Source organism: Erythrobacter sp. S267, assembly GCF_057365045.1.
Genome location: NZ_CP200298.1, coordinates 898,254 through 924,545, shown reverse-complemented (window position 1 = coordinate 924,545; position 26,292 = coordinate 898,254). Strand labels below are relative to the sequence as shown.

The window sequence follows — 26,292 nt, the reverse complement described above, 5'->3', positions numbered from 1 at the left end:
GCCGACTGGCCAAACGCGCATCTGGTCAAACGCGCGCCCCGCGCCTATATGCGCGTCCAATCATGGCAGATACGACCCTCATGACTATCCCCGGGCAGGTGGACCCGGTGCCCGTCGCGCGTGATATCACGCCGCGCGAGGATGGTCGTATTGACCTCATCGGCCTGCCTCGCCCGCGCATTCGGGAGCTGTTTGCTGAGGCTGGTCTCGACGACCGTCAGGCAAAGCTGCGCTCCAAGCAGGTGTTCCATTGGCTCTACCACCGCGGCGTCACTGATTTCGACGCAATGACTGACATTGCCAAGACGATGCGTCCATGGCTGAGCGAACGCTTTGTGATCGGTCGCCCCAACATCGTCGAGGCGCAGCATAGCTCTGACGGCACGCGCAAATGGTTGCTCCAAACCGATGACGGTCACGATTTTGAGATGGTCTTCATCCCCGATGCGGATCGCGGGACCCTTTGCGTTTCCAGTCAGGTCGGCTGCACGCTAAACTGCACCTTCTGTCACACCGGCACGATGCGGCTTGTGCGCAACCTCACTCCGGGAGAGATCGTCGGACAGGTCATGCTGGCCCGCGATGCTCTGGGCGAATGGCCCAAAGGCGTGATGGACGGGCTGGAGACGGACGAGGATGCCGGCCACTACACAGCTGATGGCCGCCTGCTCACCAACATCGTGATGATGGGCATGGGTGAGCCGCTTTATAATTTCGACCATGTGCGCGATGCGCTCAACCTGGTGATGGATGGCGATGGGCTGGCCCTGTCCAAGCGCCGCATCACCCTTTCCACCAGCGGCGTTATCCCGGCGATGGAACGCTGCGGTCAGGAGATCGGGGTAAACCTAGCGGTCTCACTCCACGCCGTGACCAAAGATGTGCGCGACGAGATCGTGCCGCTCAACAAGAAATACGGGATCGAAGAGCTGCTCCAAGCCTGCGCCGACTATCCCGGAGCCTCCAATGCTCGGCGGATCACGTTTGAATATGTGATGCTGAAGGACAAGAATGACAGCGACGAAGATGCGCGCGAGCTTGTCCGGTTGCTCAAGCAGTTCAACCTGCCTGCCAAGGTCAATCTGATCCCGTTCAATCCGTGGCCGGGCGCAGAATATGAATGCTCGACTCCCGAGCGGATCAAATCGTTCAGCGACATCGTCTTCGAAGGCGGCATCAGCGCGCCTGTCCGCACGCCTCGTGGCCGAGACATTGATGCAGCCTGCGGACAGTTGAAGACAGCCGCACAAAAGAAGAGCCGGGCTGAACGGGATCGTGAGGCAGCCGCAGCGCAAGCCGAGCAAGCGTGAGCTACGATCGCGCAACGATCGATCACTACGAGCAGAGCGTTCCCTATTACACGCTAGCTTTCGACAGCTCTCACAGCCGACATTTGGACGCCTTCCTAGACACATTGGAGCCGGGCGCATTTGTGCTTGAGCTGGGCTGCGGCACGGGCCGCGATGCAGCGCGGATGATTGAGCGGGGCTTTCGCGTCGACCCAACCGATGGCACCGCTGCAATGGTCAGGAAAGCGAGGGAGAGGCATAATGTCGAGGCGCGACACATGCGCTTTGACGAATTGGAGGCAGAGGACCTTTATGACGCCGTATGGGCTCATGCGTGCCTCTTCCATGCCCCAAAGGCCGCCCTCCCTTCAATTCTAGGGGCTATGCACCGGGCTTTGATCAAGGGTGGCTCAGCCTATGCGAGCTTTAAACAGGGCGAAGACGAATTTCGCGATGACCGTGGCCGCTTAAACACGCGCCATCAACGCGAGACACTTTTAGCTCAGTTCAAGGCGGCAGGTTTCACCGGGATCAAGATCGATCCATGGGAAGGCAAAGGCGCTGATGGCGTCATGCGCGCTTGGCTGTCCGTGACCGCGACCAAGCCATGAAACACACGCTCGAAGCCATCTGCACCGGCACTGCCCGCCCCTTTAACGGCGCGGAGCTGAGTGCTTTTGCCAAGCGCCCGCGCGAAGGGCTCGTCCAGATTCTGGAGGATGGCTTTGCGCCCGACGAGCAGGCTGACCGACGCGTGCATGGCGGGCCAGAGATGGCGCTGCACCTCTATCCTCTCGACCACCATGATTATTGGCGCGAAGAGATAGGCGAGCTCGAACTGCTCGAAGAACCGGGCGCTTTCGGGTCAAACCTTGCCGTGCGCGGGTTGACTGAGGCGCAGGTCCATATCGGCGACACGTTCCGTCTGGGCAGCGCTCTCATTCAGGTGAGCCAACCACGCCAACCCTGTTGGAAGATCGAGCGCCGCTTTGGACACAAAGGCATGGTCGCAAGGATCATCAAAACAGGCCGATCAGGCTGGTATTTCCGGGTTCTCGAAATCGGCGAAGCGCAGGCGGGCGACACCCTTGAACGCATCGAAGAGGGCGCGCGCGATTGGAGCGTCGAGCGGACCTTCATGGCGCTGGTCGCGGGCAAGGCGACGAAGGATGAGCTGGCCGAGCTGGCCGCGCTCCCAACCCTCGCCCCAAAGCTGCGCGAGCGGGCAAAGGCCAAGCTTGGCTGAGCGCATCGCTGCTCGTCGCAGCAAAAGAGCGTCCCGTCTTTGTGACCGCAAAACCAACGAGCCGTTCATCCAGCGTTCGCTTTAAATGAACAAATCAGGTTCGGCCTTCGATGAATAGGCCGCAAAGGAACCTGACCCATGAAACACATTGCACTTATCGCCGCCGCTGGCTCCCTCGCTGCAATCAGCGTTCCAGCCAATGCTCTAGAACTCCCTGTCACCGCCGACCCAGGCGCAAGTCACGACATGATGGTCGCCCCCGGCTCGCTCAACTTCGATTTCGGCTCGAGCCTTCGTTATGGCGAGGATCCCGACTGGGACGATGACGATTGGGACGATGATGACCGGCGCTATCGGCGCGGGCGCGGATGGCGCGAGAGCCGCGTCTACGACCGGCGCGGCCGGTATCACGAACCCCGCCGTCTGCGCCGCGGAGACCGGGTATGGCGGGGCCGTGACGGGCAGTACTATTGTCAGCGAGACAATGGCACCACCGGCCTTGTGATCGGCGCAGGCCTTGGCGCTTTGCTTGGCCGCACGATCGACACGCGCGGCGATCGGACTGCGGGTACGCTGCTTGGCGCAATTGCAGGCGGATTGCTCGGTCGCGAAATCGACCGGGGGAGCCTGCGCTGCCGCTGATCGCTGTTGTTTTGTGACAGCAAATGAAACGCCGTGGTCCAGCTTGGACCACGGCGTTTCAATTGATGAAGCCCATGCTCGCTGTTAGGGCCTTGGGTATATGAGCGTTTCTCCTTCTCTTCCCGCGATCCTGGTCACAGGCGGCGCGACCCGGATCGGGGCCGCCATCGTCAAAGGCTTTGCGGCTGCGGGCTTGCACGTGGTGATCCACTATCGCTCCTCAAGCGAGGAAGCCGATGCGCTGGCGGCCACTTTGCCGAGCGCTGAGACTGTGGGCTGCGATCTGTCGAGCGATGAAAACGCAGTGGCGATGGTAGAGGAACTCGCCGCGCGACTGCCCGATTGGCGCGTGATCGTGAATTCCGCATCGGTTTTTGACTATGACGGTGCGACGAAACTCGATCCTGCAACGAACCGGCAAGCGATGCAGGTCAACGCTCTCTCCCCAACGCTGATGGCGCAGACGTTCCTCGCCAAGGCCAGGAGCCGTGCTTTGCGCTGCGTGATCCAGATCACCGATATGAAGCTGGAGAACCCGAACCCCGATTTCTTCAGCTACACGATGTCCAAACACGCAGTCGCCTCGACCATTCCGATGCTTGCCCAAGCGGCTGAAGCGCGTGGGGACGACACGGCGCGGGTCTATGGCATCGCTCCCGGAGCTATTCTGGCGAGCCACGATCAGACCGAGGATGAAACCGATGTTTCCCACCGCCTCAACCTGCTCCAGCGCAAGACCGGCGCGGATGAGATCGTCGATGCGGCGCTCTTCCTCGCCACAGGCACGCTCAAAAGCGGGTCGAGCCTGTTCATCGACAGCGGTCAGCACATTTTAAGCCAACCGCGCGACGTTATCTATCTGGCGCGTGAGGGTGCGGAATGAAGAAACCCGCGAAACGCCACGCCCTCTCCACCCGCATCTGGCACTGGATCAACGCGCTGGCCTGCGTGGTGCTGTTCATGTCGGGGCTGAACATCTCCAACGCGCACCGGTTCCTTTACTGGGGTGACTACGGCTTCGATCCCGCCGATGCCTGGACAACTGTGGTGCGCTTCCCCGGATGGGCGACGATCCCGCAGCGCTACGACCTTGCCGAGGCACGCGACTGGCACAACACCTTTGCGTGGATCTTCGCGCTCGGCCTGCTCGGCATGTGGATCGCGAGCCTCATCAACCGGCACTTCGGGCGCGACATCGCAACGCGGCTGAGCGACTGGACGCCGCGTGCGATCCTCGCCGATATTCGCGGGCATCTGAAGGGGCGTTTCGCTGCGGAGGATGGCTCCTACAATGTCCTGCAAAAGATCACCTATGGCTTCGTGCTGGGCGTGATCCTGCCAATGATGATTTTCACCGGCCTTGCCATCAGTCCGGGGTTTGAGCCGATTGCGCCATGGCTAGTCGATGCGCTGGGCGGGCGACAAAGCGCGCGCAGCTTGCACTTCCTGTTCAGCTGGGCGCTGTTCGGCTTTGTCGTGGTGCATCTGGTGATGGTGCTGGTCTCGGGTCCGATACGCCAAGTGTGGGCCATGATTACAGGCGGAGAACACGAAGCATGACCGATATGAAACGCCGCAGCCTGCTCGCTGGCCTTGTCGCCGCTCCTGCCGCCGCTTGCACCCAGCTTGCCGAGACCGGCCCCGCCAGCGACCTGTTCGACGTCGCCGAAGACTGGCATCGCGCTGCCCACCGCGCGCTCGCCAATCGGCAGGCCCTTGCCCCCGAATATGCGCCGGATGAACGCTCACCGGACGTCAAAGGCAATGGCACCGTTCGGATCGACGAACCCGCCTACCGCGACCAACTCGCCAAAGGCTTTGCCGATTGGCGGTTGGAGGTTCGCGGACTGGTCGACACGCCGCTCAGCCTTAGCATAGAAGAGCTCAAAGCCCTCCCCCAACGCACCCAGATCACCCGCCATGACTGTGTCGAGGGATGGAGCGCGATTGCCGAGTGGACCGGGCCTCAGCTATCCGAATTGCTCGACGCCGCCGGCATTCGAGAGGAAGCCAAGTTCATCCTTTTTCGCTGCGCCGACACGCTCTATGACCGCGCCTATTATGAGAGCGTCGATCTGGTCGACGCTTACCATCCGCAGACCATCATCGCCCACGAGCTGAACGGAGAGCCGCTCCCCGAAAAGAACGGCGCACCCTTACGGATGCGGATTGAGCGGCAGCTGGGTTACAAACACGCCAAATACCTGACCGCCATCGAAGCCGTCGCCAGTTTCGAAGACATCCACGGCGGCAAAGGCGGTTTCTGGGAAGATGTCGGCGACTACCAGTGGTATGCGGGGATCTAAGGGTCCGAAGGTAGGCGATCCTCCACTGCCAAGACAGGGATTGGCTTAGGCAGCTGCTCACAGTTCAACATGAGGTTCCAGCCGTTCTCTCCGACCCTGCGTTCGCCAGCTTCCATGCAGGCTTCCTTCGTTTCATACTTCGCCGGGCTGAGGCGGGTTTCCCAGACAACCGTGACGCCGTTGTCGTGGAATGTAATTCCCTCGATTGGTGTCAAACGATATCGCCATAGATCCAGCTGAGCCGTTTGAGGTGCAGTATCGGCTTTGGCACTTGCCGCAAAGCGGGGGACGCCCGACGCGCACGCACTGATGCAGCAAATCGAGGACACGGCAAGAGCACAAGCCGGCCATTTGCGAAGCGCCTCGCCGCGAATTGTCATTCGGGATAGACTCGGTTCATCGCGTCCCAACACTCGCCGACAATCTCCTCGAGCACGCCCAAGTCGATGTCAGCGAGCTTGTTGACGTAAACACAGCTCGCGCCAGTCTTGTGCTTGCCCATTTTATCGAGCAGCGCATCGACCTTCTTGCCCGTCGCCTCGTCGCAATAGCGGCCCATCAGGTAGAGTGAGTGCTTGGCCTTGCGAGGGCTAAAGCCAGAGCGCATTGAGTCCCCTTCGCGCCCACTCTCATATCTGTAGTGGTAGCTGCCATAGCCGATGATGCTCGGCCCCCACATGGTGGGCTGCTCACCCGTCACTTTGCGGAACAGCGCGTCGAGAACCTTGGCATCCTTACGCTTGGACGCTGGCTCGACCGCCTCGATGAAGTCCGCGACCGATTGGTCGGTTGGCGCAGTTTTGCTCGTGCTCATGGCTCCCTCCACATATAAGCATTTGACATCGTAACACATGGCGCGCCAAACCAAACGCCAATCAGCAGAAGGGGACTGCGTTTACTTATGTGGCTACTCGACAAGTTTCTCAGCAAGGCGATCAAGCACGGACAGCTGATCGTCACCGATCACGATGGTTCCGAGCACACTTACGGACCCGGCGGTGAATATCCTCCTGAGGTTGGCGGACGGCCCGGCCCGATCCGGATCAAACTGACCAACAAGAAAGCCGCGAACCACATCGTGCGCTACCCGCAAATGGGCGCGGGCGAAGCGTTCATGTGGGGCTGGCTGGTTGTTGAAGAGCCCCACGACATTCGCGACATGATCCTGTTGGTGACGATGAATGCGAAGCGGCTGGGTGACAGTTCACTCAAGGCCAAGGGTCCGATGCGCAAAGCGGTGCAGAAGATCAAAGCCGCCGTCGACGGGATCAACCTGCGCTCTTCCGCCCGCTCCAACGCGGAGCACACCTACAATCTGACGCGCGAGCTGTATGAGCGGTTCCTCGACGAGGATCGCCAGTACACGATGGCATACTATCGCGAGGACCCGTTCAACACCTCGCTTGAGCAAGCGCAGATGGACAAGAAGGCGCATCTGGCCGCCAAGATGTTCCTCAAGCGGCCCGAGGATAATGGCGGCAAGCCGATGCGCGTGCTCGACATTGGCTGCGGCTGGGGCGGCTTCGCCCTCTACCTCAACAAGATGTATGATTGCGAAGTGCTGGGCGTTGCCCTCGCCCCTGATCAGATCAAGTTCTCGAATGAGCGCGCGGCAGAGCTGGGCGTGGCCGACAAGGTCAAGTTCGAGCTGATGGATTACCGCGATGTGACGGGTGAGTTCGACCGTATCTCCAGCGTGGGCCTGCTAGAACATGTGGGCACAATCCACTATCCGCAGTTCTTTGAGCACACCAACCGGCTTCTGAAGAGCGACGGGGTGATGATCTCGCATTGCTGCGGCCGCTCTGGTCCTCCGGGCTATACCGATGCCTGGACCCGCAAATACATCTTCCCCGGCGGCTACATTCCTGCCCTCTCCGAGCTCGTTACCGAGAGCGAGAAGAATGGCTGGCAGGTGATGGACGTCGAGGCGATGCGCTACCACTACAGCCACACGCTGGAAGAGTGGTACAACCGCACTGTCCAGCACCAAGCGGAAATCACCGAGATGTATGACGAGGTGTTCTACCGCATGTGGCTGTTCTACCTGGCCGGAGCTGAGCAGAGCTTCCGCAATGGCACGATGGTCAATTGGCAGCTACAATATGTGAAGGACCGCTCAGCCATCCCGATGACTCGCGAATATATCGAGGCAGAGAGCGCAGCCCTGCGCGAACGCGGAGAAATCCCCAGCTGGCGCTTTGACGAAGGGCTGAAGGAAGCGGCGGAGTAGCCTACCCCGCCCCTTCTCGGGTTTCCTTCGACGGGCGGTAGGCTGGCCCAAACCCTAGCAGAGCAGCGCCAACAAACGGCGCGGCCACCACCCAGATGCGCAGGCCGGTTATGCCCTCTGGGCTGGCGATGGTTATGCCTGCAGTTGCTCCAAGCCCGATGCAGATCAGCAGCACGCCAGCGACTACGCGGGCGCGTGGCACTGTCCGCCCTCCGCGAATTGGCTGGAACACCCGCTCATAGCGCGCGAAGACCGCGATCATCGGCAGCAAAGCGAGGATGTAGATGCCGAGCCAAAGGGGCCGCGATGCCCACCATGCGCCGCTGCCCGGAATGGTGTCGAGGCCGATCCCTCCGAGCGCCAGCCAGCACACGGTCATCACCAGCACAAAGGCGGTGAGGTGCCACAGATAGACCGTCATGATCATGCCGTTCATCAGCACCGTCGCGGTCCACACGGTTATGTTGTCGAGCATCCGCCGCCCCGGCTTCTCCAGCGTCAGCACCAGCCCGGTCTGCACCACGCCCAGCGCAAACAGCGCCAGCGTCGGCGGCAACGAGTTGGAAAAGCCGTCCGGTGCGGAGACCATGGAGACGGGGTAGAACCCATAGACCGTGATCGAGACCAACACCGCGAGCCCCACAAGGAACCACACGCCAGAGACCAAAGTGTTCTCAAACTTCCCCTCACGCCACGCAAAGCCCAACTGGTGCATGCCCAGGAATACCCACAGGAAGTTCGTGAAGTTCAGATAGGGCACGTCGTGGGCGAAAGTCAGGTAGTCGACGCCGATGGTGATCGGAATGAAGATCGCGAAGCTCAACCAGCCAAATCGCTTCCAAGCCTTCAGCGCCAGCGGCGTGCAAGCCGTCACCAGCAGATAGACCGCAAGGAACCACACCGGGATCAGCGCGGTCTGCGTCGCAAGGCTGATCTGCTCGCGGTCAATGCCCACCTGCGTCATCACTACTGCCAGCACCGCCCACACCAGCAGAACCGGGAAAGTTGGCGCGATCAGGCGCTGGACGCGGCTCGCGAGCCAGTCGCGGTAGACGCCGGTTTGCCCCGGCTCTGCCTTCTTCAGCGTCGCAGTCCAGCTCACCCCGTTGGAATAGCCTCCGACGAGGAAAAAGACCGGCATCACCTGAAACACCCAGGTCAGCCAATGCGTCCATTGCTGTGTCTCGATCAGAAAGATGTTCTGCAGCACGCCTGTCTCATCGACATAGAGCCCCGCCATCAGCCAGTGGCCAAACACCACCGCCATGATCGACAGCGCGCGCAGGAAATCGACCCAGCGATTGCGCTCTGGCGGAGCCATCTCGGCCATCTCACGCGCTTTAGCCCACATTTGCGATCCCTCTCGTCTTACTCTCTGGCTCTAGAGATTGGCCGTCAGAGCCAACTTCGCAAGTTTCGTACTCTCTAAATCTGTAGAGAGGATTGAAGCGACGCCCTCCCCCTGCTAGCCGCGCCGCAACTCTCTTGCCCCTCAAGGATTTGCCAGTGTCCGACATCAAACGCGTAGTCCTCGCCTATTCCGGCGGCCTCGATACTTCTGTCATCGCCAAATGGCTCAGCGTGGAGCGCGGCTGCGAAGTCGTCACCTTCACCGCTGACTTGGGCCAAGGCGAAGAGATTGAGCCCGCGCGCGAGAAAGCCCGCGCGATGGGCATTCCGGACAATCACATCTTCATCGAAGACCTGCGCGAAGAGTTCGTGCGCGACTTCGTCTTCCCGATGATGCGCGCCAATGCCCGCTATGAAGGCGACTATCTGCTCGGCACCTCGATCGCCCGCCCGCTGATCTCCAAGCGCCTCGTCGAGATCGCGCATGAGACCGGCGCCGACGCCATCGCTCACGGTGCGACTGGCAAAGGCAACGATCAGGTCCGCTTCGAGCTCTCCGCCTATGCGCTCGACCCGAACATCCATGTCATCGCTCCGTGGCGCGAGTGGGACCTCAATTCGCGCACCGCGCTCATCGCCTGGGCTGAGAAGCACCAGATCAAGGTCCCAACCGACAAACGCGGCGAAAGCCCGTTCTCGACTGACGCGAACCTCCTCCACACCTCGTCCGAGGGCAAGGTGCTCGAAGATCCGTGGGAGGAAACCCCGAACTATGTCTACTCTCGCACCGATCATCCGGAGGACGCGCCCGACACGCCTGAATATATCGAGATCGGCTTTGAACGGGGCGATGGCGTCTCCCTCAATGGCGAGACGATGTCGCCTGCGACGCTCCTCACCGCTCTCAACGACTTGGGCCGCAAGCACGGTATTGGCCGCCTGGACCTCGTCGAGAACCGCTTCGTCGGCATGAAGAGCCGCGGCATGTACGAGACCCCGGGCGGAGAGATCTATGCCCGCGCGCATCGCGGGATCGAGCAGATCACCCTCGACGGCGGCGCGGCCCACCTGAAAGACGAGCTGATGCCGCGCTATGCCGAGCTCATCTATAACGGCTTCTGGTTCGCACCGGAGCGCGAGATGTTGCAGGCCGCGATTGACCTCAGCCAGCAGAAGGTAACCGGCACGGTGCGCCTGAAGCTCTACAAAGGCCTCGCCAGCGTGGTCGGCCGCAAGTCGCCTCATTCGCTCTATTCGGAGGCTCACGTGACCTTCGAGGACGATGCCGGCGCCTATGACCAGCACGACGCAGAGGGCTTCATCAAGCTGAACGCCCTGCGCCTGAAGCTGCTAGCGAAACGGGACCGGTAGGTCGCGAGTGATTCAAAGCGACTCGCTTATCCGAGTCGCAGGATCTGCATTTCGCGGACCCGCAATTTTCGCAAAGCCTGACTAGCCATTCATTCGACGCCCATTCGATCCGGAGCCATTTGGTTCCCGCTCCCAAGTGTCAAATGCGATGAACCGTTGAGTTGTCCACCGTCCTCCACAGCTCATCTTTGCAAAAGTGGAAAAGTCGCAAGTTTCGACCTTGCCGAAACGCGGATTCGGGCTCAATTTGATCATGTCTTCGGAACAAGAAGGCTCTCAGAGACAAGCCGCAAGGCACTGTTTTTAAGAGTTTTTCATGAACCAAGGATACGGTGGCGACTGTCCACTTTCTGGCTGAGAGCCGGTATGATGAAGGTTTCGACTGGAAACAAACCGACTTGTTTGAGGCAAGAGAGAAGCGACGTCATCGTAAGGCCGCGATACTGGCTGGCGATAGTTGTAGGAAAGCACTTTCGGGTGCGGACACACAATGTTTGACCCGCTGACCGCTAAGGTGTCGTTGGTCTCGGCTCTGACAAGGGGCTGTTGGAAACGGGAGAGAGCTTCGGCTTGAACTCGCAGAAGGCAGTCACGAAGCAGCGTCGGATGCCGGTGCGAGCGCCGGTGACGAACCGCGAAGCAAGGCGGCGTAACAAAGGACGGAACCGCAAGGGGAAGACCAGAAGAACGCAGCTGGACGCGGAACAACGCCGAGCGCCAAGCGCGCTGAGAGGAGAGCAGGACTGAGGGTTCGCCCAAAGACCAGCACAACCGCAGCGACCACGCGCTGGTAAGAGTGGGGTCGGCAGCAATGCCGGCCCCATTTGCTTTTGGGGCCCCGCTCGTTGGGCTCGCTTGCGATTTTCCTCACCATCTCATCCATCTCCTCAACGGTTCTTGCGCAGCCATTTGCGCCTGATCGCATGACATTTGCGACCTATGGTTGGCGCCCGATTTGCCTGCGCTTTACCCATCGGTATATAAGTTCCCACGATGGGAGAGAGCATCGACATCATCGACCCCTTCAAACGGCGCTGCGACGCGCTGCCCGGTGCATTGCGCCTGGCCTTTGCCTCCATGCTCGCCGCTACCAGTGCGGGGAGCGTAGCGCAGGACGCCGAACGCTCTGGCCCGACCGCCATGCCGATCGCAGAGCTGTCCGCCCCGGAATTGTCTGATGAGGCCGCCACCGAATCGATCCCTGATGAAGCCTCCTTCGCCGACGCATTCGAAGGCGTGGTCGAACCCATCGACCGCAGCGCCATCGACCCGCATGTGCCCGGCGACGCGGTCAACCTCGACACGTTTGAGCCGCCGCTGGAGGAGAGCCAAGTCCTGCGCGACCTCGGCACCGGGGTCGCCTCCTATTACGGCCGCCGCTTCCATGGCCGCCTGACCGCCAATGGAGAGCGCTTCAACATGCGCGCCATGACCGCCGCGCACCGTACCCTGCCCTTCGGATCACTCGTGCGCGTCACCAATCCGCGCAATGGCCGCTCCGTCACAGTGCGCATCAACGACCGTGGCCCCTTCATCCGAGGGCGCTCCATCGACCTCAGCCGAGGCGCGGCAGAGCAAATCGGCATGATCCAGAGCGGCCATGCACGGGTCGAGATGGAACTGCTCGCGCCCTAGGTTTGCGCCCCTGGTTTGCGCTGCCTCCGGCCTGTCCCTTCCGCGCGTCCTCCCCCTCGCGTTTGACACACTTGGCACACTGTCCAGAGGCAAAATCCGCTTACAACCGACCGGCGGAGGTTTCCGGCTTCTGGATCTCCGATTACGGTGGCGCTAGCCGCCGCAAGGCCGACTGGCCGTCGCGCCTTATGGCGCGGAAGCCTAAGCGGACGGATGTCCGCGCCGGCGTTTGAGGCTAAGAAAACATACTATCGAGCCGCGCGATATGCGCCAGCAACAACCGCGCGTCATAGCGCGTGCGGGTCGCGACCTCCTCTCCGTGGTAGAAGACCGTCTCCTGCACCCCGTTGAGCGCCCGGTCGGCGAGCACCTCCTCCACCTGCGGCCGCGCCAGGAGGAGCGCTGCATCCCACAGCTCAGCAAAGCGCAAACAGGCCCGCCGCATGCGATAGGCGGTCGAACGAGAAACCCCCGCCCCCCGAGCCGCCGCCCGCACATTCCCCCACTGCGCCAGCTTGTCGAGGAAAAGCGCCTGAGCTGCGCGGGAGAAACGCTGCGGGATGGGAGTGGCGGTGTGAGTGGGAACGGGGAGTTGCTGGGTCATGGTTGGCTGAGTCCTTGTGTTGCGCAGCCATCCGGCGTGCGATATCCTCGCTCACACGGCCTAAAGGCCGCGTCGCTGCGGGCGCGCAGTCGCGCTTGCGGCCCTTCGGGCCGTTTGGACTCTTTCAGATACGCAGTTTAGGGCGTGTAGGAAAATGCCGGTTACGAAAACCGCCGCATCCACTTAGCCGTATGCTCGGTCCAAATAGTGACGGAGAGCTTTCTTGAAGACCGTCATGTGATTCCTCATTTGAAGGCGAATCTCCGGTGCATCGAGCGTTTCTGACGCGCGGTAGGCGTAGCGTGGAAAATTTCGGGACCGGCCAAAGTGCGTGTATCTTCGGAAGAGTTCACGAAGATAGACTTCGTCGCGCTGCACACCTTTCGAATGGGCGGCCCGAACCTTTGCGCGGATACCATTGTGCATCTTGGAATAGTAGCGGCTTAGCGAGGATTGGCGGATAAGCGTACGTTGACCATCAAACGTAAAGCCTAGGTACTGGAATGGCTTGTCAGCGTATTGCTGCCCTGACGTAACAGAAAACTGGCTACTTTCGGTTTTACGGCTGCTGAGACTCAATCCAGCTGCACTCAATTTAATCTGGATCTTGGCGACAACATCATCCGGGTTGATGATTCCCGGCGCCACAATTGCAATGTCGTCTGAGTAACGCCTGTAGGTCCCACCAAGCCTTAACGCCAGTTGGTGAAGAGCCTCGTCAATCTCCAGCATGCTGATATTTGCATAAAGTCCAGAGAGTGGCGTCCCTTGAGGAATACCGAACGGATGAGTGTTCTCATGCACTAAAGAACCACGCTTTGGTCGGACTAATGTTCGGAACTGTTTAGCTGAGCAGATCCGGCCGAGTTTTCCATACTCGCTACCCAACCGCGCTTCTAAGGCGTCAGACTCGACCCAAGAAAACTTGGTCATTCGACTAAAGACCTTGAAGTGAAAATCCGACAAGCGCGATGAGTCGAGAACAGTCTTAACCGCGTCAAGCAGCACATCGTGGCGGATGTTGTCGAAAAAGCCGCTAATGTCGACGGCAATTGCGGTGCATTCTCGGCGCTCACGAATCTCATCGAAGAGGCCCTTTGCGTGGCTTATGTTGTCGCCAACACCGGACCGATAGGCCAAGATTGAGGAGCAAAACGCCTGATCGTGAAGCCACTGCTCGTAGTTTCTTGAAAGCGCCTTCGAATACCACTCAAGTAAGGCCGCATCTAAGTGCGAAGCGAACTTTATCGGTCGCGCCTTCTCTTCGAAGTATATTTTCCCGTTGTCATCCTTCTTGGCTCGCCGTTCCACCGAGTCATAAGCTAGCAACGGCCAGAACGAGTGGGCACAAATCTCTTCAGCAGTGAACGATATCCCTTCGCGTTCCGCCTCGGACAGTCGGAGGTCGAAATGCGTGTAGTTACGTTCCTTCGAAACGAAATCATCAATGCGGGGGTCGAACTCGTCTTCTTCAGGTGCGTACCCGGAGGCAGGGGATACCGTGCGTCCCATTTATCCTCCGGGTTAACGACCTTACTCCCGGCAGCTGAGGCCGGTTCGACAGTACCTAGTGTGGTATAATATCGTTGTAACGATGATTACATCCACGCTGTTCTTAGGAGTAAAGACAATCGTAACATTCAAAGTCACAATGTCTCTCGTCGTGGCGCTCAAAGGCGCACTTGACATCCCAAACAGTGATCCCTCAAGCCCAAGTCCTGAGGCGATGTGATAATGGTAATCAAGTCAGCGGAATACAAGTGTTAGGCTTACAAAAATTATCCGCAACCTGTGAATACTATTCCGCAGCCTCCCGCGCCCCCGCCTTCTCCAGCATCGGCTTCAAATACTGCCCCGTAAAGCTCCGAGGCTCCTGCGCCACGTCCTCTGGCGTGCCCTCGGCCACGACCTCGCCGCCGCGCACGCCGCCTTCCGGTCCCAGGTCCACGATCCAGTCGGCGGTCTTTATGACGTCGAGATTGTGCTCGATCACGACTACGGAATTGCCTTGCTCGACCAGGCGGTGGAGGACTTCTAGGAGTTTGCGCACGTCCTCGAAGTGGAGGCCCGTTGTTGGCTCATCCAGAATGTAGAGCGTCTGTCCGGTGGAGCGCTTGGACAGCTCCTTCGCCAGTTTCACCCGCTGCGCCTCGCCGCCTGACAGGGTCGTCGCCTGCTGGCCGACCTTGATATAGCCCAGCCCCACCTCGTTCAGCATCTGCATCTTGTCGCGGATGGGGGGCACGGCCTTGAAGAACTCGGCCGCATCCTCAACCGTCATGTCGAGCACGTCGGCGATGGAGTGGCCTTTGAACTTCACCTGCAGCGTTTCGCGGTTGTAGCGTTTGCCGCCGCATTCCTCGCAAGTGACGTAGACGTCGGGGAGGAAGTGCATTTCGATCTTGATGACGCCGTCGCCCTGGCACGCCTCGCAGCGCCCGCCTTTGACGTTGAAGGAGAAGCGCCCGGGTTTGTAGCCGCGCGCCTTGCTTTCGGGCAGGCCTGCAAACCAGTCGCGGATCTGGGTGAAGGCGCCGGTATAGGTCGCGGGGTTCGACCGGGGGGTGCGGCCGATGGGCGACTGGTCGATCTCGATCACCTTGTCGCAGAACTCCAGCCCCTCGACGCTATCATGCTTGCCAGCGATGACGCGCGCGCCGTTCAGCGTGCGGGCGGCGGCGGCGTAGAGCGTGTCGATGGTGAAGGAGGACTTGCCCGAGCCGGAGACGCCGGTGATGCAGGTGAAGGTGCCCAAGGGAATCGACGCGGTCACGTCCTGCAGGTTGTTGGCCTTCGCGCCCTTCACCGTCAGCTTGTGTCCATTGCCCTTGCGGCGGGTCTGCGGGACAGCGATCTCTCGCCGTCCGGTGAGATAGTCGGCGGTGAGCGACTTCTTGGACTTCATGATCTGCTTGAGCGTGCCCTGCGCGACGATCTCCCCGCCGCGCACGCCGGCTCCCGGACCGATATCGACGATATGGTCGGCGGTGCGGATCGCGTCTTCGTCATGCTCGACGACGATCACCGTATTGCCAAGGTCGCGCAGCCGCTGGAGCGTTGCGAGCAGCCGGTCATTGTCGCGCTGGTGGAGGCCGATGGAGGGCTCGTCCAGCACGTAAAGCACGCCGCTCAGCCCGGAACCGATCTGTGATGCCAAGCGGATGCGCTGGCTCTCCCCGCCCGAAAGCGTGCCGGAAGTCCGGTCTAGGTTGAGGTAGTCGAGGCCGACATTGTCGAGGAAGCCCAGCCGCTCATTGATCTCTTTCAGGATCGGGCGTGCGATCTGGCTCTGCTGATCGCTCAAGTGGCTGTCGAGGTCGAGGAACCACGCCTTGGCATCAGCGACGCTCATCGTGACCGGGACGGCAATGTCGGTCGGGCCTTTGGCGCTAGGGATTTTCACCGCCAGCGCTTTTTCATTGAGGCGCTTGCCCCCGCAGGTCTCGCAAGGCTGCGAGGTCTGAAACTTGCCCAGCTCCTCACGCATCCACGCGCTGTCGGTTTGCATCATGCGGCGGTTGAGGTTGCCAATGACACCCTCAAACGCTTTGTTGACCGTGTATTCCTTGCGCCCGTCCTTGAAGGTGAGCTGCACCGGCATTCCGCCCGTGCCATGGAGGATGATCATCTTCTGATCCGGCTCCAGCTCTTTCCACGGCGTATGAATGTCGAAATCATAGGCCTTCGCAAGGGAGCTGAGCACCTGCATGTAATAGGGCGATGGCGGGTTGGACTTGGCCCATGGCGCAATCGCCCCCTGCTTGAGCGTAAGGCCCTCGTTGGGGACCACCAACTGCTCGTCAAACAGCTGCTTCTCGCCGATCCCGTCGCAGGTCGGACAGGCCCCTTGCGGCGAGTTGAAGGAGAACAGGCGCGGCTCAATTTCCTCGATGGTGAAGCCGCTGACCGGACAGGCGAATTTCTCGGAGAAGACGATGCGGTTGGCGGGGATGCCAGCGCCTTTCATCGCTCCGCCGGATACATCCTCATCTTCGCGGCCCGGCACGACCCCATCAGCAAGGTCGACATAAGCCAGCCCCTCGGCCAATTTCAGCGCTGTCTCGAACGAGTCCGCCAGCCGCGTCTGCAAGCCATCCTTCACCGCGATCCGGTCGACGACCACTTCAATGTCATGCTTGAACTTCTTGTCGAGCGCGGGGGCTTCCTCAATCGGATAGAGCTCGCCATCGATGCGCACACGGGTGAAGCCCGCCTTCTGCCACTCGGCCAGCTCCTTGCGGTACTCGCCCTTGCGACCCCGCACGACGGGCGCGAGCAGATAGGCACGCGTCCCCTCGGGCAGGTCCATCACGCGGTCGACCATTTGCGAGACACTCTGCGCAGAGATCGGCTTGCCCGTCGCCGGCGAATACGGGACGCCCACCCTTGCCCAGAGCAGGCGCATGTAGTCGTAAATCTCCGTCACCGTCGCGACGGTCGAGCGCGGATTGCGGCTGGTCGTCTTCTGCTCGATCGAGATAGCGGGGCTGAGGCCGTCAATATGCTCGACATCGGGCTTCTGCATCATCTCAAGGAACTGGCGCGCATAGGCGGAGAGGCTCTCCACATAGCGCCGCTGCCCTTCCGCGTAGATCGTGTCGAAAGCGAGGCTCGACTTGCCAGAGCCCGACAGCCCCGTGACGACAATCAGAGCATCGCGCGGCAGGTCGATATCGACGCCTTTGAGATTGTGCTCACGCGCACCACGGACGGAAATCTTGGTAAGGCTCATGCGGGCGTCTGTTCCGGAAATGTTCGCATTGGTCAAGAGGCGCAAGTGACAGCGCCGCGATTGCTCCACCACTTGGGTGGCGGGTCACGGGCTTTCAACGCGCGAGGGGGGAGATGGTTGCGGGAAAACGCAAGGTTTAGAAGCGGGCGATCCACTCCAGGATACGGGCAATCGTCTCATCATTGGGAAGATGGTCTTTCACGCTTCGCCAAATCTTGATCCCGCGCTCACCAAGCTTCGCCATGCTCTCAACAGCGCGCGCGCCGTCACCTGCTTTTTTAAGGCCGCCGCCCATCTTGCGGACGACATTGCGGCTGGTCTCGCTCGCGGCAATGCGAGCGGGATCGTCCTCTGGCGCATCCGGCTTCACCAGTCGGTTGCTTGCCTCAACAATTGATTGAGCAAGGTTCGTCGTTTGGCCGGAGGTGCGCAGTGCCTCCGCGATCAGATCAAGCATTTCGCGCGTTAATGGCGCGCCGCTTTGTCCCATCTTCCCGTGCCATAGCTCGGCAAGTTTGGGACTGAATTCCGCGATCATCTCAAGCGCAGCCACCAGCGGCAGATAGGCGTCGCGTTGCTTTTCTGAGAGCTGGGGATTCATACTGGCTCCGTCTTCTCGCTCTTGCACCTGACGGATCAGTTCACGAGCGCGAAGGACAAAGAGGCGCGGTCGAAGCTCCTCGATGCTTGGACCAATCGCCTCTTTAAGCAGCTCCGTTGGATCGCCCATGTCCTTTGCATTGGTGTCGCCAGCGGTCGCGATTGCGGCATTCTCAATCAGGCGCAGAACTTCACTGTGATTGTCCCGCTCGTCCGCATCGCCTTGCAACCCGTTCGGGAGCAATTCCTCGTCAAGCTCGCTGCGCCCTTCTTTGTCGAGTGAGAAGGTAAAGGCGCGTGGGTTTTGAAGAAGCTCTTCGTCGCTTGGAGGTTCCGGCTTGCGGAGGCTATCGACGAACTCTTTGATGTCAGCGTTCACAATGGCGGGTTCGCGGGACCACCAGTCGTTGTCTTGCTCGACGATCCAGCGGTAGAAGTTCTCGTCTGCTTCATCGTCGAAGTCGGCGAAGGCGTGAGGTAGACCTTCGAGGCGGCCGTAGTACCACTCGCGCCAGATTTCGAAGTTGTCTTCCGGGCGAGATAGCCAAGCCGAGGCATTCTTCCAACTGGGACGGAACCATGACGGTTCTGAAATCCAAAGCGGCGCCCGCGCAAGTTCAACAAAGTCTCTCGTGCGATCGAGCCTTTTGCAGTCATCGGAGATCGCAAACCAGGCTGAAAGATCGCCTCCTTCCGGCTTCGAAGCAGCATTAACTGCAGCCTGCAGATAATGCCCCGACGCACAAAACGCCGCTGCGTCACCCGCCCCAACAGCTTCGTTGGAGGCGAACACAAAAACAGGCGCGGGTCCCATAAATGAGGCTTCATACGCAGCGTTAATAGCTACTTCGAACCGCGCCTCATCCTCGGAAGATCTTTGGCTAGCATTGGACAACGCAAGAGCGCGAAATGTTGTTAACACCCAGCTCTGACGCGGACCCTCATCGCTCCACTCATTTGTATCAGCGACCAAAGGTGTAATTCTAAGTGCAGCCCTCAAACCAACGGTATGCGCGAAGTCAATCGGCTTGTCGGCAAGCCATGCCTCTAACCCCTCTTGCGACCTAATATCTACGCTCATCCCCCACCTATCCGCCTGTCTCTTTCTCAAAGCAAGCAGCGCGAAACGGGTTCGAGCACAAGGCCGCTGTTAATCAAGGCTATTCTGGGCAAGCTTAACGCATGTCTATTTGCTTTTAACCAGCCCGAAAATCCCAGAATTCCGCCATTTTGGGGGGCTACAGAAAATATGAAGTTATGCAGCTGACCCATTGCCGCCATTGTGCAACCCTCTTTGTAGGTCCTTTCTGCTCTTGGTTCTTAGGGTCGCAACCCAAGGCTTTGGCGCAGACCGAAGCAAAGATAGCGGCGGGTTCTGGCCCGTCGCGCCGGGTCGACTGAGCGCGCAGGGAACCATGTGAGGACGCTGCACCGGTCATCCATGATCCCGCACTGTTAGTGCTCGTCGACCCGGTTCCCCTCTCCACTGCGTGGCAACGCCCCAGACATTGGCGATGGTCTCTTGCGAAAGAGCCTGATCGGGCGCGCCATCTGTGACTAACCGCCCTTCTCTCAACACCAGCACGCGGTCCGCATGGTTCATCGCTGTGGCCAGATCGTGGAGCACGACAACAACGCCTGCACCTTGCGCTGCGCTGCTCCGTAGGTGCTGGATGAGAGCGACTTGATGCGCGAGGTCCAGGGCTGCGAGCGGCTCATCCGCAAGGATCCATTGCGGCTCTCCGGCAAGCACTCTGGCGAGCAGAACCCGCGCTTTCTCTCCGCCCGACAGCTGGCTGACCGGGCGGCTGCGTAAATCCTCGAGAGCCATCGCCGCGATTGCTGCATCCACCGGCTCGCTGCGCGCATCGCGATATGGAAGGCGGCCGAGCGCAATCAGCGCCTCGACTGATACATCCCATGCAACCTCGGCCTCTTGCGGGAGAAAGCCGAGCCTTTTCGCACGCTTGGCCGGAGAGATTGCGGAGAGGCTCTCGCTATCGAGTGTCGTCGTACCGGCGGCGGGCTTCAACAACCCTGCAAGCCCCAGCAGGAGCGAGCTTTTGCCAGCACCGTTTGGCCCGACAATGGCGGTGATGTGACCCGGCTCAAGCGAGGCCGTGATCTGGTTCACCACCAGCTTTCCGCCCCGCGTGATCGAGAGGTTTTCGCACGCCAGCGTCACAGCGTCCCCCTCCTCATGCGGATCAGCAGCCAAAGGAAGAACGGCGCGCCGATCAGCGACAGCGCAATGCCGAGCCGTAATTCAGTGACAAAAGGCAGCACGCGGACGGCGCTGTCCGCCACCAGAACCAGAACAGCTCCGGCCAGAGCGCTCGGCACGATCAGCGAGCTGGGCATGCGGTTGGTGAGCGGGCGCACGAGGTGAGGCACGATCAGCCCGACAAAGCCGATGATGCCAGCCACCGCAACGCCGGAGCCGACGGTCAGCCCAACCCCCACCACCAGCAGGATCAAGAGCCTGCGCGGGTCCATGCCGAGCGAACGCGCAGCCGCCTCGCCCAAGGTCAGCGTATCGAGGCTCCGTCCAGCTGCTATCAGCACGGCGATGCCTACCAGCGTAAGCGGCGCGGCGATCCACACATCGGCCCACGACCGGTCGGTGAGCGCGCCATTTAGCCACATCACGATCTGGCTCATCGCAAAGGCGCTGGGCGCCATGGTGATGGCGAGCGCGGTGAGCGCGCCAGCCAGGCTCGCGACCATCAGGCCAGCGAGCGTGAACAGCGCAATTCCTCCGCCCGCTCCTGCCCGCCCATCCGACACGCTGCGTCCCGCGATAGTGGCAAGCAGGATCATGGCAAGAGCGGCTCCGGCCAAAGCGGCCACGGGCACCGCCCATGTGGTTGTGGCCGCTGCACCGATCCAAAAGCTCAGCACGGCTCCCAAAGCGGCCATGGGCGCGATGCCGAACAGGCCGGGATCAGCGAGCGGATTGCGCAAATAGCCTTGCATGGCCGCGCCCGCCGCGCCCAGCCCCGCTCCGATGACAACGGCGAGCACCGCGCGCGGCAGGCGCAGTTCCATCAGGATCAGCGCGGCGTTGGCTGTCCCTTCTCCGCCAGAAAACGGATCAATCCACACACGGCCAGCGAGCAGTGACAATGGTAGAACAACGGCAAGAAGCCCTGCGAAGATAAGGCTCGCCCGGCTGATCATTCGGGAGCCTGATAACGTGTGCGTTCAAACTCAGCGCGGATTTCGGAAAGGCGCGCGCGCGCTTTCGGGATGCTTGGGCCAGCGCAGTAGAACAGTCCGGGGTCAAAGCTTGCCCGCATCGTCGTGCGCGATTTGGCGAGCAGCGGGTGGCTCTGACCGTGGCTTTCTCCGGCGACCAGCAGGATACGCGGCGGATCGGCCAGCACTTGTTCAAGCGCGATGTGGTCCGCCTGATCCAGTCCCAAATCCGCGGCGTGGTTCGTGAGGCCTGCCCAAGCGAGATGCTCTGCCACCAGCGACGCTTCGCCCGCGACAATCTGCCCCGGCTGCCACAGCAAGGCTGAGATGGGACGGCGGTCCGTAAACGGAGAGACTTGCATTAGCGCATCGACCAAAGCCTGCGCTCTCGTCTCATCTCCACTAAGCGCAGAAATCGCGCGGATTTGGGCGATGCTCTCAGCGATACTTGCAGGGCTGTCGAAGGTCTCAACGCGAAGACCAGCGCGCTCCAAAGCGGCCTTGGTGGCAGGCGCGACAAAGCTGCTGGCGAGGACGACATCGGGCTGGAGCGCAATGATCTCCTCAGCCGTCCCGCCGGTTGAGCGAAAGCCTTCCAATTGCGCCGGATCGACCGAGCTGGCCGCCGGGTCAAAACTGTAATGCGACAGCGCGAGGATCTGCTCTTCCTCAGCGACCTCCAACAGGATCGCATCAAGGCAGGGGTTGAGGCTGACAAAGGTGGTCGTATCGCTGTCGTTCTGGGTCTCGGTCGATCCCGGAGCGCAGGCGGCAAGCGCCAATGCCGCTCCAGCGACACAAGCTGCCTTGAAACCCTTGGTGAGGCTGATTGTCCCGCGCGCTCCCATCGCACCAGCCGATAAGCGGGTGTGGGTGTTCTCACAAGAGGCCTCGGTTTGAGAGGCGTTAATGGTTTTGCGCGGGCTGTTCGCTTTCGGGACGCCCCCCGGCACTCTGCTCGCGCCAAAGCCCTGCCCCAGCTACGCGCGTCAGCGCGCTATGACGACGTTCCGATCCCTCTTGGCCGCAAAGGCCCAACGCAATGCTCCCCCGGCAGTGATTCACCTGCCCGATGCAAGTGCATCCGAGGGTGCGGCGCGGATGCAAAAGTCCGACGCCTTTGACGAAGCTGGGTTCGCCTACACCGCCACGCCGCCCACGAGCCGCCCATGGCGCAAGCGTCTGTTGGTGCTGCTCGCCGCAATGGCAGTGCCTGCGATGGCCGCTCCTGGCGACTTTGGCGCTCTGCCTGGCGCCGCTGCGACAGAAGAAGAGCTGTTGCAAAGCGGTGCACCTTCCGATCAGGCCGCTCTGGGCGATGCAATGCCATTTGAGCAGCCTGGGATGAGCTTTCCGGGCTCCGCCTTCTTCTTCCTCGCCGATCCGCCCTCGCAAACACTGATTGCACTGCCGACCAGCGATCCGCTCGAAATTGGTGCGGGTGAAGCTGGACATGAATTGGGCGCTGAGATTGACGCAGGGCCCGCCGCTCGCCCCTTCTTCAGTGCCGCTGGCGCCAGCCATCTGCGTGCCGAGGAATGCCTAGCCCAAGCGATCTGGTACGAAGCGGCGAGTGAGAGCGAAGCAGGCCAACGCGCAGTCGCACAGGTTGTGCTCAACCGGGTGGCGCACCGCAACTGGCCGGGCAGCGTGTGCGGTGTGGTCTACCAAGGATCAGAGCGCAGCACGGGCTGCCAGTTCACCTTCACCTGCGATGGCTCCTTGCGCCGACAACCACGCGGGCGCAGCTGGGAGAAGGCACGCTCCATCGCCGGGGAAGCGCTATCCGGCAGCGTCTATGCGCCGGTTGGCTATGCGACCCACTATCACACGCTTTGGGTAAATCCCTATTGGGCGAGCAGCCTTGACCATGTCGGCACCATCGGCGCGCACCGCTTCTACCGCAATCGCGGCGCAGCGGGCACGGCTGGCGCTTTCTCGGGGCGGTATGCAGGCGTTGAGCCCGGCGTTCTGGAGCGCAGCCGCGCTGTGGCGGGCACCCCAAGCGCGCCGAACACAGTCCAAGCAACATCAGCTCCCCAAACGTCTGGCGCGAATTCTATCGGAGGTTCGGATGCGTCAAACACGGCCAGCATGACGCCCGGCCCCATCCTCGCCGATCCCTCCTTTGGCGGCGTCGGTCAGGTGCGCGAGGACTATGCGCAAGCGGGCCAATGGAAGAGCGATGCAGCCCGCGCCGCTTTGCAAGAAGATGCAACAGCTCTGGCGAGCGAAGAAGCGCAGGAAAGCACGCGCACTCCAGCCCCATAAAGGACTGATCCAAAACGGCTCTTTCCTCGGCTGACGACCCCCGGAGCAATGCGTTAACGCGCTCTAAACCTTAGCTCAACACTAACCCTTAGCGGGCCCGGTTGTAGAGCCCTCTCCTCACGCAGAAGTTGCTGCGCCACAAGGCTTGGACACCGGTCAAAAAATGAACGGTTTCAGAGGTTTGCGGAGCATCCTTCGAACGCCCTCGCAGATGGATTCTACACCCACCATGCTCATTCATTTTGCTACTGCCAATGCTCCGGGCCACTCCCCGGCATGCTCCCCCATTGCCAAGGCACTGGTGGCACGGGCGATGGAGCGCGTGGCGAACGACAATGGCTCGGCTGGGGCTGACGCGATGATTGCGCGCCGAGCTGGCTTCAAACAACCCAGTGAGCAGATGTTGCGCGCTGCCCTGCGCCACTTTGCTCAACATGGCCTTGGCGCTGCTCGTGAAGCGCGGGCTCAGGCCGAACAGGCCTTCTTCGATGGCGACCGCCAAGCCTATGATTGGTGGTTGGGCATTACTCGGACGCTCGACCGGCGTTTGGCTGCGGAAGCGGCGCGCCTCGCGCAGTAAGCGGGTCCGGGATCGCTCTCTGAGTTGATCCCAATTGAGCGGCATCATTCGACGCTCTTCATCACAATCAGACTGTATTCCTGCCACCGCTGCCTGAGAGCACGCAGCAGGCGGCACGTTAACCAAGCTTTGACCACTTGCGCCTATCGCGGGTGAGTTATGGCAGTCACCAACCTTCTGACGCGGCTTCGTGCGGCGTCGATGCGAAGCAGCGGATCGGACCAAGTTTCCGAGCAGGTCCGCCGTACGCTGGTGAAAACGCTATACGCTCAGCCATCCAGCCTGGCGCTGGGGGCGCTGTGCGGGATCGCCGCTTCTGTGGTCTCGGCCTGGATCTCAAACATCCCGGAACTCTACGTCGCAGCCGCTGTTCTGACAGTGATTGCTATCGCCCGTGTAGCCTCTGCCATAGGGCTTTCTACGGATACCGACAGCAAGAGCACCGCAACGCTTGAAACGGTCTACGAGATTGGCGCGTTCAGCTACGCTTTGGCGATTGGCTGCACTGCCGCCATGGTGATCTTGATCGGCACCCAGACCGAAGTTGAAGTGCTGATGGTGGCCAATGCGCTTGGTTACGGTATCGGGGTCTGCACGCGCAATGCGGGCCGGCTCAATATCGGCATCGGTCAGTTGGCCCTGACCTGTGTGCCGATTGCCATTGCCAGTTTCTGGACCGCGAGAATTGGCTTTATCGCGCTGGGGATCACGATCCTCATGTTGATCCCGGCGATGGTCTCAATCTGTCTCAACATTGCCAAGGTTCTGCGCGACTCCGTCGCATCGGCGGAGACCAGCGCGCAAATGGCGGAAACCATGAAGATCGCCGCCCGAACCGATGCAGTAACAGATCTGGCCAACCGTGCGGGCCTCAACCACGCAATGGCAAACACCCTGCGCGATATTTCTGATGACACCCGCCTGGCACTGATCTGGGTCGACCTTGACCGGTTCAAGGAAGTTAACGACTTGCTTGGCCACCCTGTGGGTGACGCCGTCTTGTGCGAAGTGGCGAGCCGTCTGAAAGAAGTGTCTCCCGACGGCACGACCGTCGCTCGCTTTGGCGGTGATGAGTTCATCATCTTTTGCCCGATCGAAGACCGCATCGAAGCTGAGCGCCTCGCCAGTGAAATCCATGCTGAGATCATGCGTCCCTTCCGCATCGAAGGCGACCGGTTGGAGGTGCGCGCCTCGCTGGGTGTTGCGCTGTTGCCGGATCACGGCACCGATGCCGATACACTGATGCAGCGCGCTGACCTGGCGCTTTATCACGCCAAGGTTGGTGGCCGCGCGCAGACTTGCTTCTTTGACAGCTCAATGACCCGCGATCTTGTGCGTCGGCGTGAGATTGAGGACGAGCTGCGCCTCGCCATCCAGCGTGATGAGCTGTCGATCTTCTTCCAGCCGATTGTCGATTTGGAGACAGGCCGGATCAAGACATTCGAAGCGCTTGTCCGCTGGTTCCACCCTGAGAAGGGCGAGCTGCGGCCGGACGAATTCATCCCCGTGGCTGAAGAGACCGGCGTAATCGTTACCCTCGGCAACTGGATCACCGCACAGGCCGCCCGCGTTGCAGCGCGTTGGCCTGAGGATGTGACGGTCGCGGTCAACCTGTCACCTTTGCAGATCCGCGCGCCCGGTGCGGCTTTGGGCGTGCGCAACGCTCTGCGCGAAGCGGGCCTTGATCCGCGCAGGCTGGAGCTGGAGGTAACAGAGAGTCTCTTCATCGAAGACAACCACTCCACCGCCGCCTTCATCGAAGAATTGTCCGAAATCGGCGTGCGCTTTGCGCTTGACGATTTTGGGACGGGCTATTCGTCGTTGGGCTACATCAACACCTTCCCCTTCTCCAAGATTAAGGTCGACCGCAGCTTCGTCTCGGGTGCGCAGGTTGGAAAGAAGAGCAACGCCATCATCCGCGCCGTGGCGGAGATGGGCGCGACCTTGGGAATGGACATCGTCGCAGAGGGTCTGGAGACCATCGAGCAGGTTGATGTCGTGCGCAAAGCGGGCTGTAACTTGGGACAGGGCTATTACTTCAGCCGCGCAGTGCCGGACTACCTCGCCACCATGCTGCTTAGCCAAGAGCGCGAGCAAAAGGGCGGCAAGCGAGCCGTGGGCTGATTGCCGCTGACCAGCGACCTTGTAAGCGAGGCGCTGAATCCACGACTAGAACGAAATCTCTGACAAGCAGGGCGATTGTGCGTCCGGCATCCACTTATTGCAACTGCGAAC

22 protein-coding genes are annotated in these 26,292 nt (G+C 60.8%); 13 read left to right on the top strand and 9 right to left on the bottom strand.

The genetic code is table 11. The features are described from left to right. The first annotated feature begins 62 nt into the window (after positions 1 to 62). The 7 genes from rlmN to AC0V6X_RS04195 all read left to right on the top strand — a co-directional run bounded on the left by rlmN (position 63) and on the right by AC0V6X_RS04195 (position 5,483). On the top strand, positions 63 to 1,310 hold the full coding sequence (gene rlmN, locus AC0V6X_RS04225) for a dual-specificity RNA methyltransferase RlmN (RefSeq protein WP_486183343.1): 1,248 nt from the start codon (positions 63 to 65) through the stop codon (positions 1,308 to 1,310). After that, positions 1,307 to 1,900 carry a class I SAM-dependent methyltransferase gene (locus AC0V6X_RS04220; protein WP_486183342.1) on the top strand — a complete coding sequence of 198 codons (594 nt, stop codon included), beginning with the start codon at positions 1,307 to 1,309 and terminating at the stop codon, positions 1,898 to 1,900. Before rlmN ends, AC0V6X_RS04220 begins: the two co-directional genes overlap by 4 nt. Continuing rightward, entirely contained in the window at positions 1,897 to 2,535 is a 639-nt protein-coding gene (locus tag AC0V6X_RS04215; protein WP_486183341.1) for an MOSC domain-containing protein, read from the top strand. The genes AC0V6X_RS04220 and AC0V6X_RS04215 overlap by 4 nt, the downstream gene beginning before the upstream one ends. Before the next feature lie 138 nt (positions 2,536 to 2,673). Continuing rightward, on the top strand, positions 2,674 to 3,177 hold the full coding sequence (locus tag AC0V6X_RS04210; RefSeq protein ID WP_486183340.1) for a glycine zipper 2TM domain-containing protein: 504 nt from the start codon (positions 2,674 to 2,676) through the stop codon (positions 3,175 to 3,177). 100 nt (positions 3,178 to 3,277) lie between these two features. Next, positions 3,278 to 4,060, top strand: a complete 783-nt coding sequence (locus AC0V6X_RS04205; protein ID WP_486183339.1) for an SDR family oxidoreductase — start codon at positions 3,278 to 3,280, stop codon at positions 4,058 to 4,060. Then, positions 4,057 to 4,737, top strand: coding sequence for a cytochrome b/b6 domain-containing protein (locus tag AC0V6X_RS04200; RefSeq protein WP_486183338.1), 681 nt, complete (start codon positions 4,057 to 4,059; stop codon positions 4,735 to 4,737). The genes AC0V6X_RS04205 and AC0V6X_RS04200 overlap by 4 nt, the downstream gene beginning before the upstream one ends. Beyond that, positions 4,734 to 5,483, top strand: a complete 750-nt coding sequence (locus AC0V6X_RS04195; RefSeq protein ID WP_486183337.1) for a molybdopterin-dependent oxidoreductase — start codon at positions 4,734 to 4,736, stop codon at positions 5,481 to 5,483. Before AC0V6X_RS04200 ends, AC0V6X_RS04195 begins: the two co-directional genes overlap by 4 nt. Before the next feature lie 376 nt (positions 5,484 to 5,859). Here the strand turns inward: AC0V6X_RS04195 and AC0V6X_RS04190 are convergent, their stop codons facing one another. Beyond that, positions 5,860 to 6,297 carry a DUF1801 domain-containing protein gene (locus AC0V6X_RS04190; RefSeq protein ID WP_486183336.1) on the bottom strand — a complete coding sequence of 146 codons (438 nt, stop codon included), beginning with the start codon at positions 6,295 to 6,297 and terminating at the stop codon, positions 5,860 to 5,862. 87 nt (positions 6,298 to 6,384) lie between these two features. On the opposite strand from AC0V6X_RS04190, the gene AC0V6X_RS04185 reads away from it, so the two are divergent. Next, on the top strand, positions 6,385 to 7,716 hold the full coding sequence (locus AC0V6X_RS04185; protein ID WP_486183335.1) for a class I SAM-dependent methyltransferase: 1,332 nt from the start codon (positions 6,385 to 6,387) through the stop codon (positions 7,714 to 7,716). Position 7,717: 1 nt separating this feature from the next. On the opposite strand, the gene AC0V6X_RS04180 is transcribed toward AC0V6X_RS04185, so the two are convergent. Then, a complete protein-coding gene (locus AC0V6X_RS04180) occupies positions 7,718 to 9,067 on the bottom strand; it encodes an acyltransferase family protein (RefSeq protein ID WP_486183334.1) in 1,350 nt (449 codons plus the stop codon). Between the two features lie 155 nt (positions 9,068 to 9,222). Between AC0V6X_RS04180 and AC0V6X_RS04175 the strand changes: the two genes are divergently transcribed. After that, complete coding sequence (locus AC0V6X_RS04175; protein WP_486183333.1) at positions 9,223 to 10,437, top strand: argininosuccinate synthase; 1,215 nt, start codon at positions 9,223 to 9,225, stop codon at positions 10,435 to 10,437. Between the two features lie 993 nt (positions 10,438 to 11,430). Continuing rightward, positions 11,431 to 12,072, top strand: coding sequence for a septal ring lytic transglycosylase RlpA family protein (locus AC0V6X_RS04170; protein ID WP_486183332.1), 642 nt, complete (start codon positions 11,431 to 11,433; stop codon positions 12,070 to 12,072). Positions 12,073 to 12,307: 235 nt separating this feature from the next. On the opposite strand, the gene AC0V6X_RS04165 is transcribed toward AC0V6X_RS04170, so the two are convergent. From AC0V6X_RS04165 to AC0V6X_RS04135, 7 genes are all read right to left on the bottom strand, one after another. Continuing rightward, positions 12,308 to 12,676, bottom strand: coding sequence for a hypothetical protein (locus AC0V6X_RS04165; protein WP_486183331.1), 369 nt, complete (start codon positions 12,674 to 12,676; stop codon positions 12,308 to 12,310). A 183-nt stretch (positions 12,677 to 12,859) separates the two neighbouring features. Continuing rightward, the gene (gene drt2, locus AC0V6X_RS04160; RefSeq protein ID WP_486183330.1) at positions 12,860 to 14,188 is read right to left on the bottom strand and encodes an antiviral reverse transcriptase Drt2; all 1,329 of its coding nucleotides are present in this window, start codon (positions 14,186 to 14,188) and stop codon (positions 12,860 to 12,862) included. Between the two features lie 286 nt (positions 14,189 to 14,474). Continuing rightward, a complete protein-coding gene (gene uvrA, locus AC0V6X_RS04155) occupies positions 14,475 to 17,408 on the bottom strand; it encodes an excinuclease ABC subunit UvrA (protein WP_486183329.1) in 2,934 nt (977 codons plus the stop codon). A 136-nt stretch (positions 17,409 to 17,544) separates the two neighbouring features. Next, positions 17,545 to 18,822: a hypothetical protein gene (locus tag AC0V6X_RS04150; RefSeq protein WP_486183328.1), complete on the bottom strand. Its 1,278-nt coding sequence runs from the start codon at positions 18,820 to 18,822 to the stop codon at positions 17,545 to 17,547. A 621-nt stretch (positions 18,823 to 19,443) separates the two neighbouring features. Beyond that, a complete protein-coding gene (locus AC0V6X_RS04145; protein WP_486183327.1) occupies positions 19,444 to 20,193 on the bottom strand; it encodes an ABC transporter ATP-binding protein in 750 nt (249 codons plus the stop codon). Continuing rightward, positions 20,190 to 21,188, bottom strand: coding sequence for a FecCD family ABC transporter permease (locus AC0V6X_RS04140; protein ID WP_486183326.1), 999 nt, complete (start codon positions 21,186 to 21,188; stop codon positions 20,190 to 20,192). The genes AC0V6X_RS04145 and AC0V6X_RS04140 overlap by 4 nt, the downstream gene beginning before the upstream one ends. Then, positions 21,185 to 22,054 carry an ABC transporter substrate-binding protein gene (locus tag AC0V6X_RS04135; RefSeq protein ID WP_486183325.1) on the bottom strand — a complete coding sequence of 290 codons (870 nt, stop codon included), beginning with the start codon at positions 22,052 to 22,054 and terminating at the stop codon, positions 21,185 to 21,187. The genes AC0V6X_RS04140 and AC0V6X_RS04135 overlap by 4 nt, the downstream gene beginning before the upstream one ends. Positions 22,055 to 22,115: 61 nt before the next feature. Here AC0V6X_RS04135 and AC0V6X_RS04130 point away from each other — a divergent pair, with 61 nt between their 5' ends. The 3 genes from AC0V6X_RS04130 to AC0V6X_RS04120 all read left to right on the top strand — a co-directional run bounded on the left by AC0V6X_RS04130 (position 22,116) and on the right by AC0V6X_RS04120 (position 26,181). Further along, positions 22,116 to 23,477 carry a cell wall hydrolase gene (locus AC0V6X_RS04130; RefSeq protein WP_486183324.1) on the top strand — a complete coding sequence of 454 codons (1,362 nt, stop codon included), beginning with the start codon at positions 22,116 to 22,118 and terminating at the stop codon, positions 23,475 to 23,477. A 229-nt stretch (positions 23,478 to 23,706) separates the two neighbouring features. Further along, positions 23,707 to 24,057, top strand: a complete 351-nt coding sequence (locus tag AC0V6X_RS04125; protein ID WP_486183323.1) for a hypothetical protein — start codon at positions 23,707 to 23,709, stop codon at positions 24,055 to 24,057. A gap of 159 nt (positions 24,058 to 24,216) precedes the next feature. Further along, positions 24,217 to 26,181, top strand: coding sequence for a putative bifunctional diguanylate cyclase/phosphodiesterase (locus tag AC0V6X_RS04120; protein ID WP_486183322.1), 1,965 nt, complete (start codon positions 24,217 to 24,219; stop codon positions 26,179 to 26,181). The last annotated feature ends 111 nt before the right edge of the window (positions 26,182 to 26,292 follow it).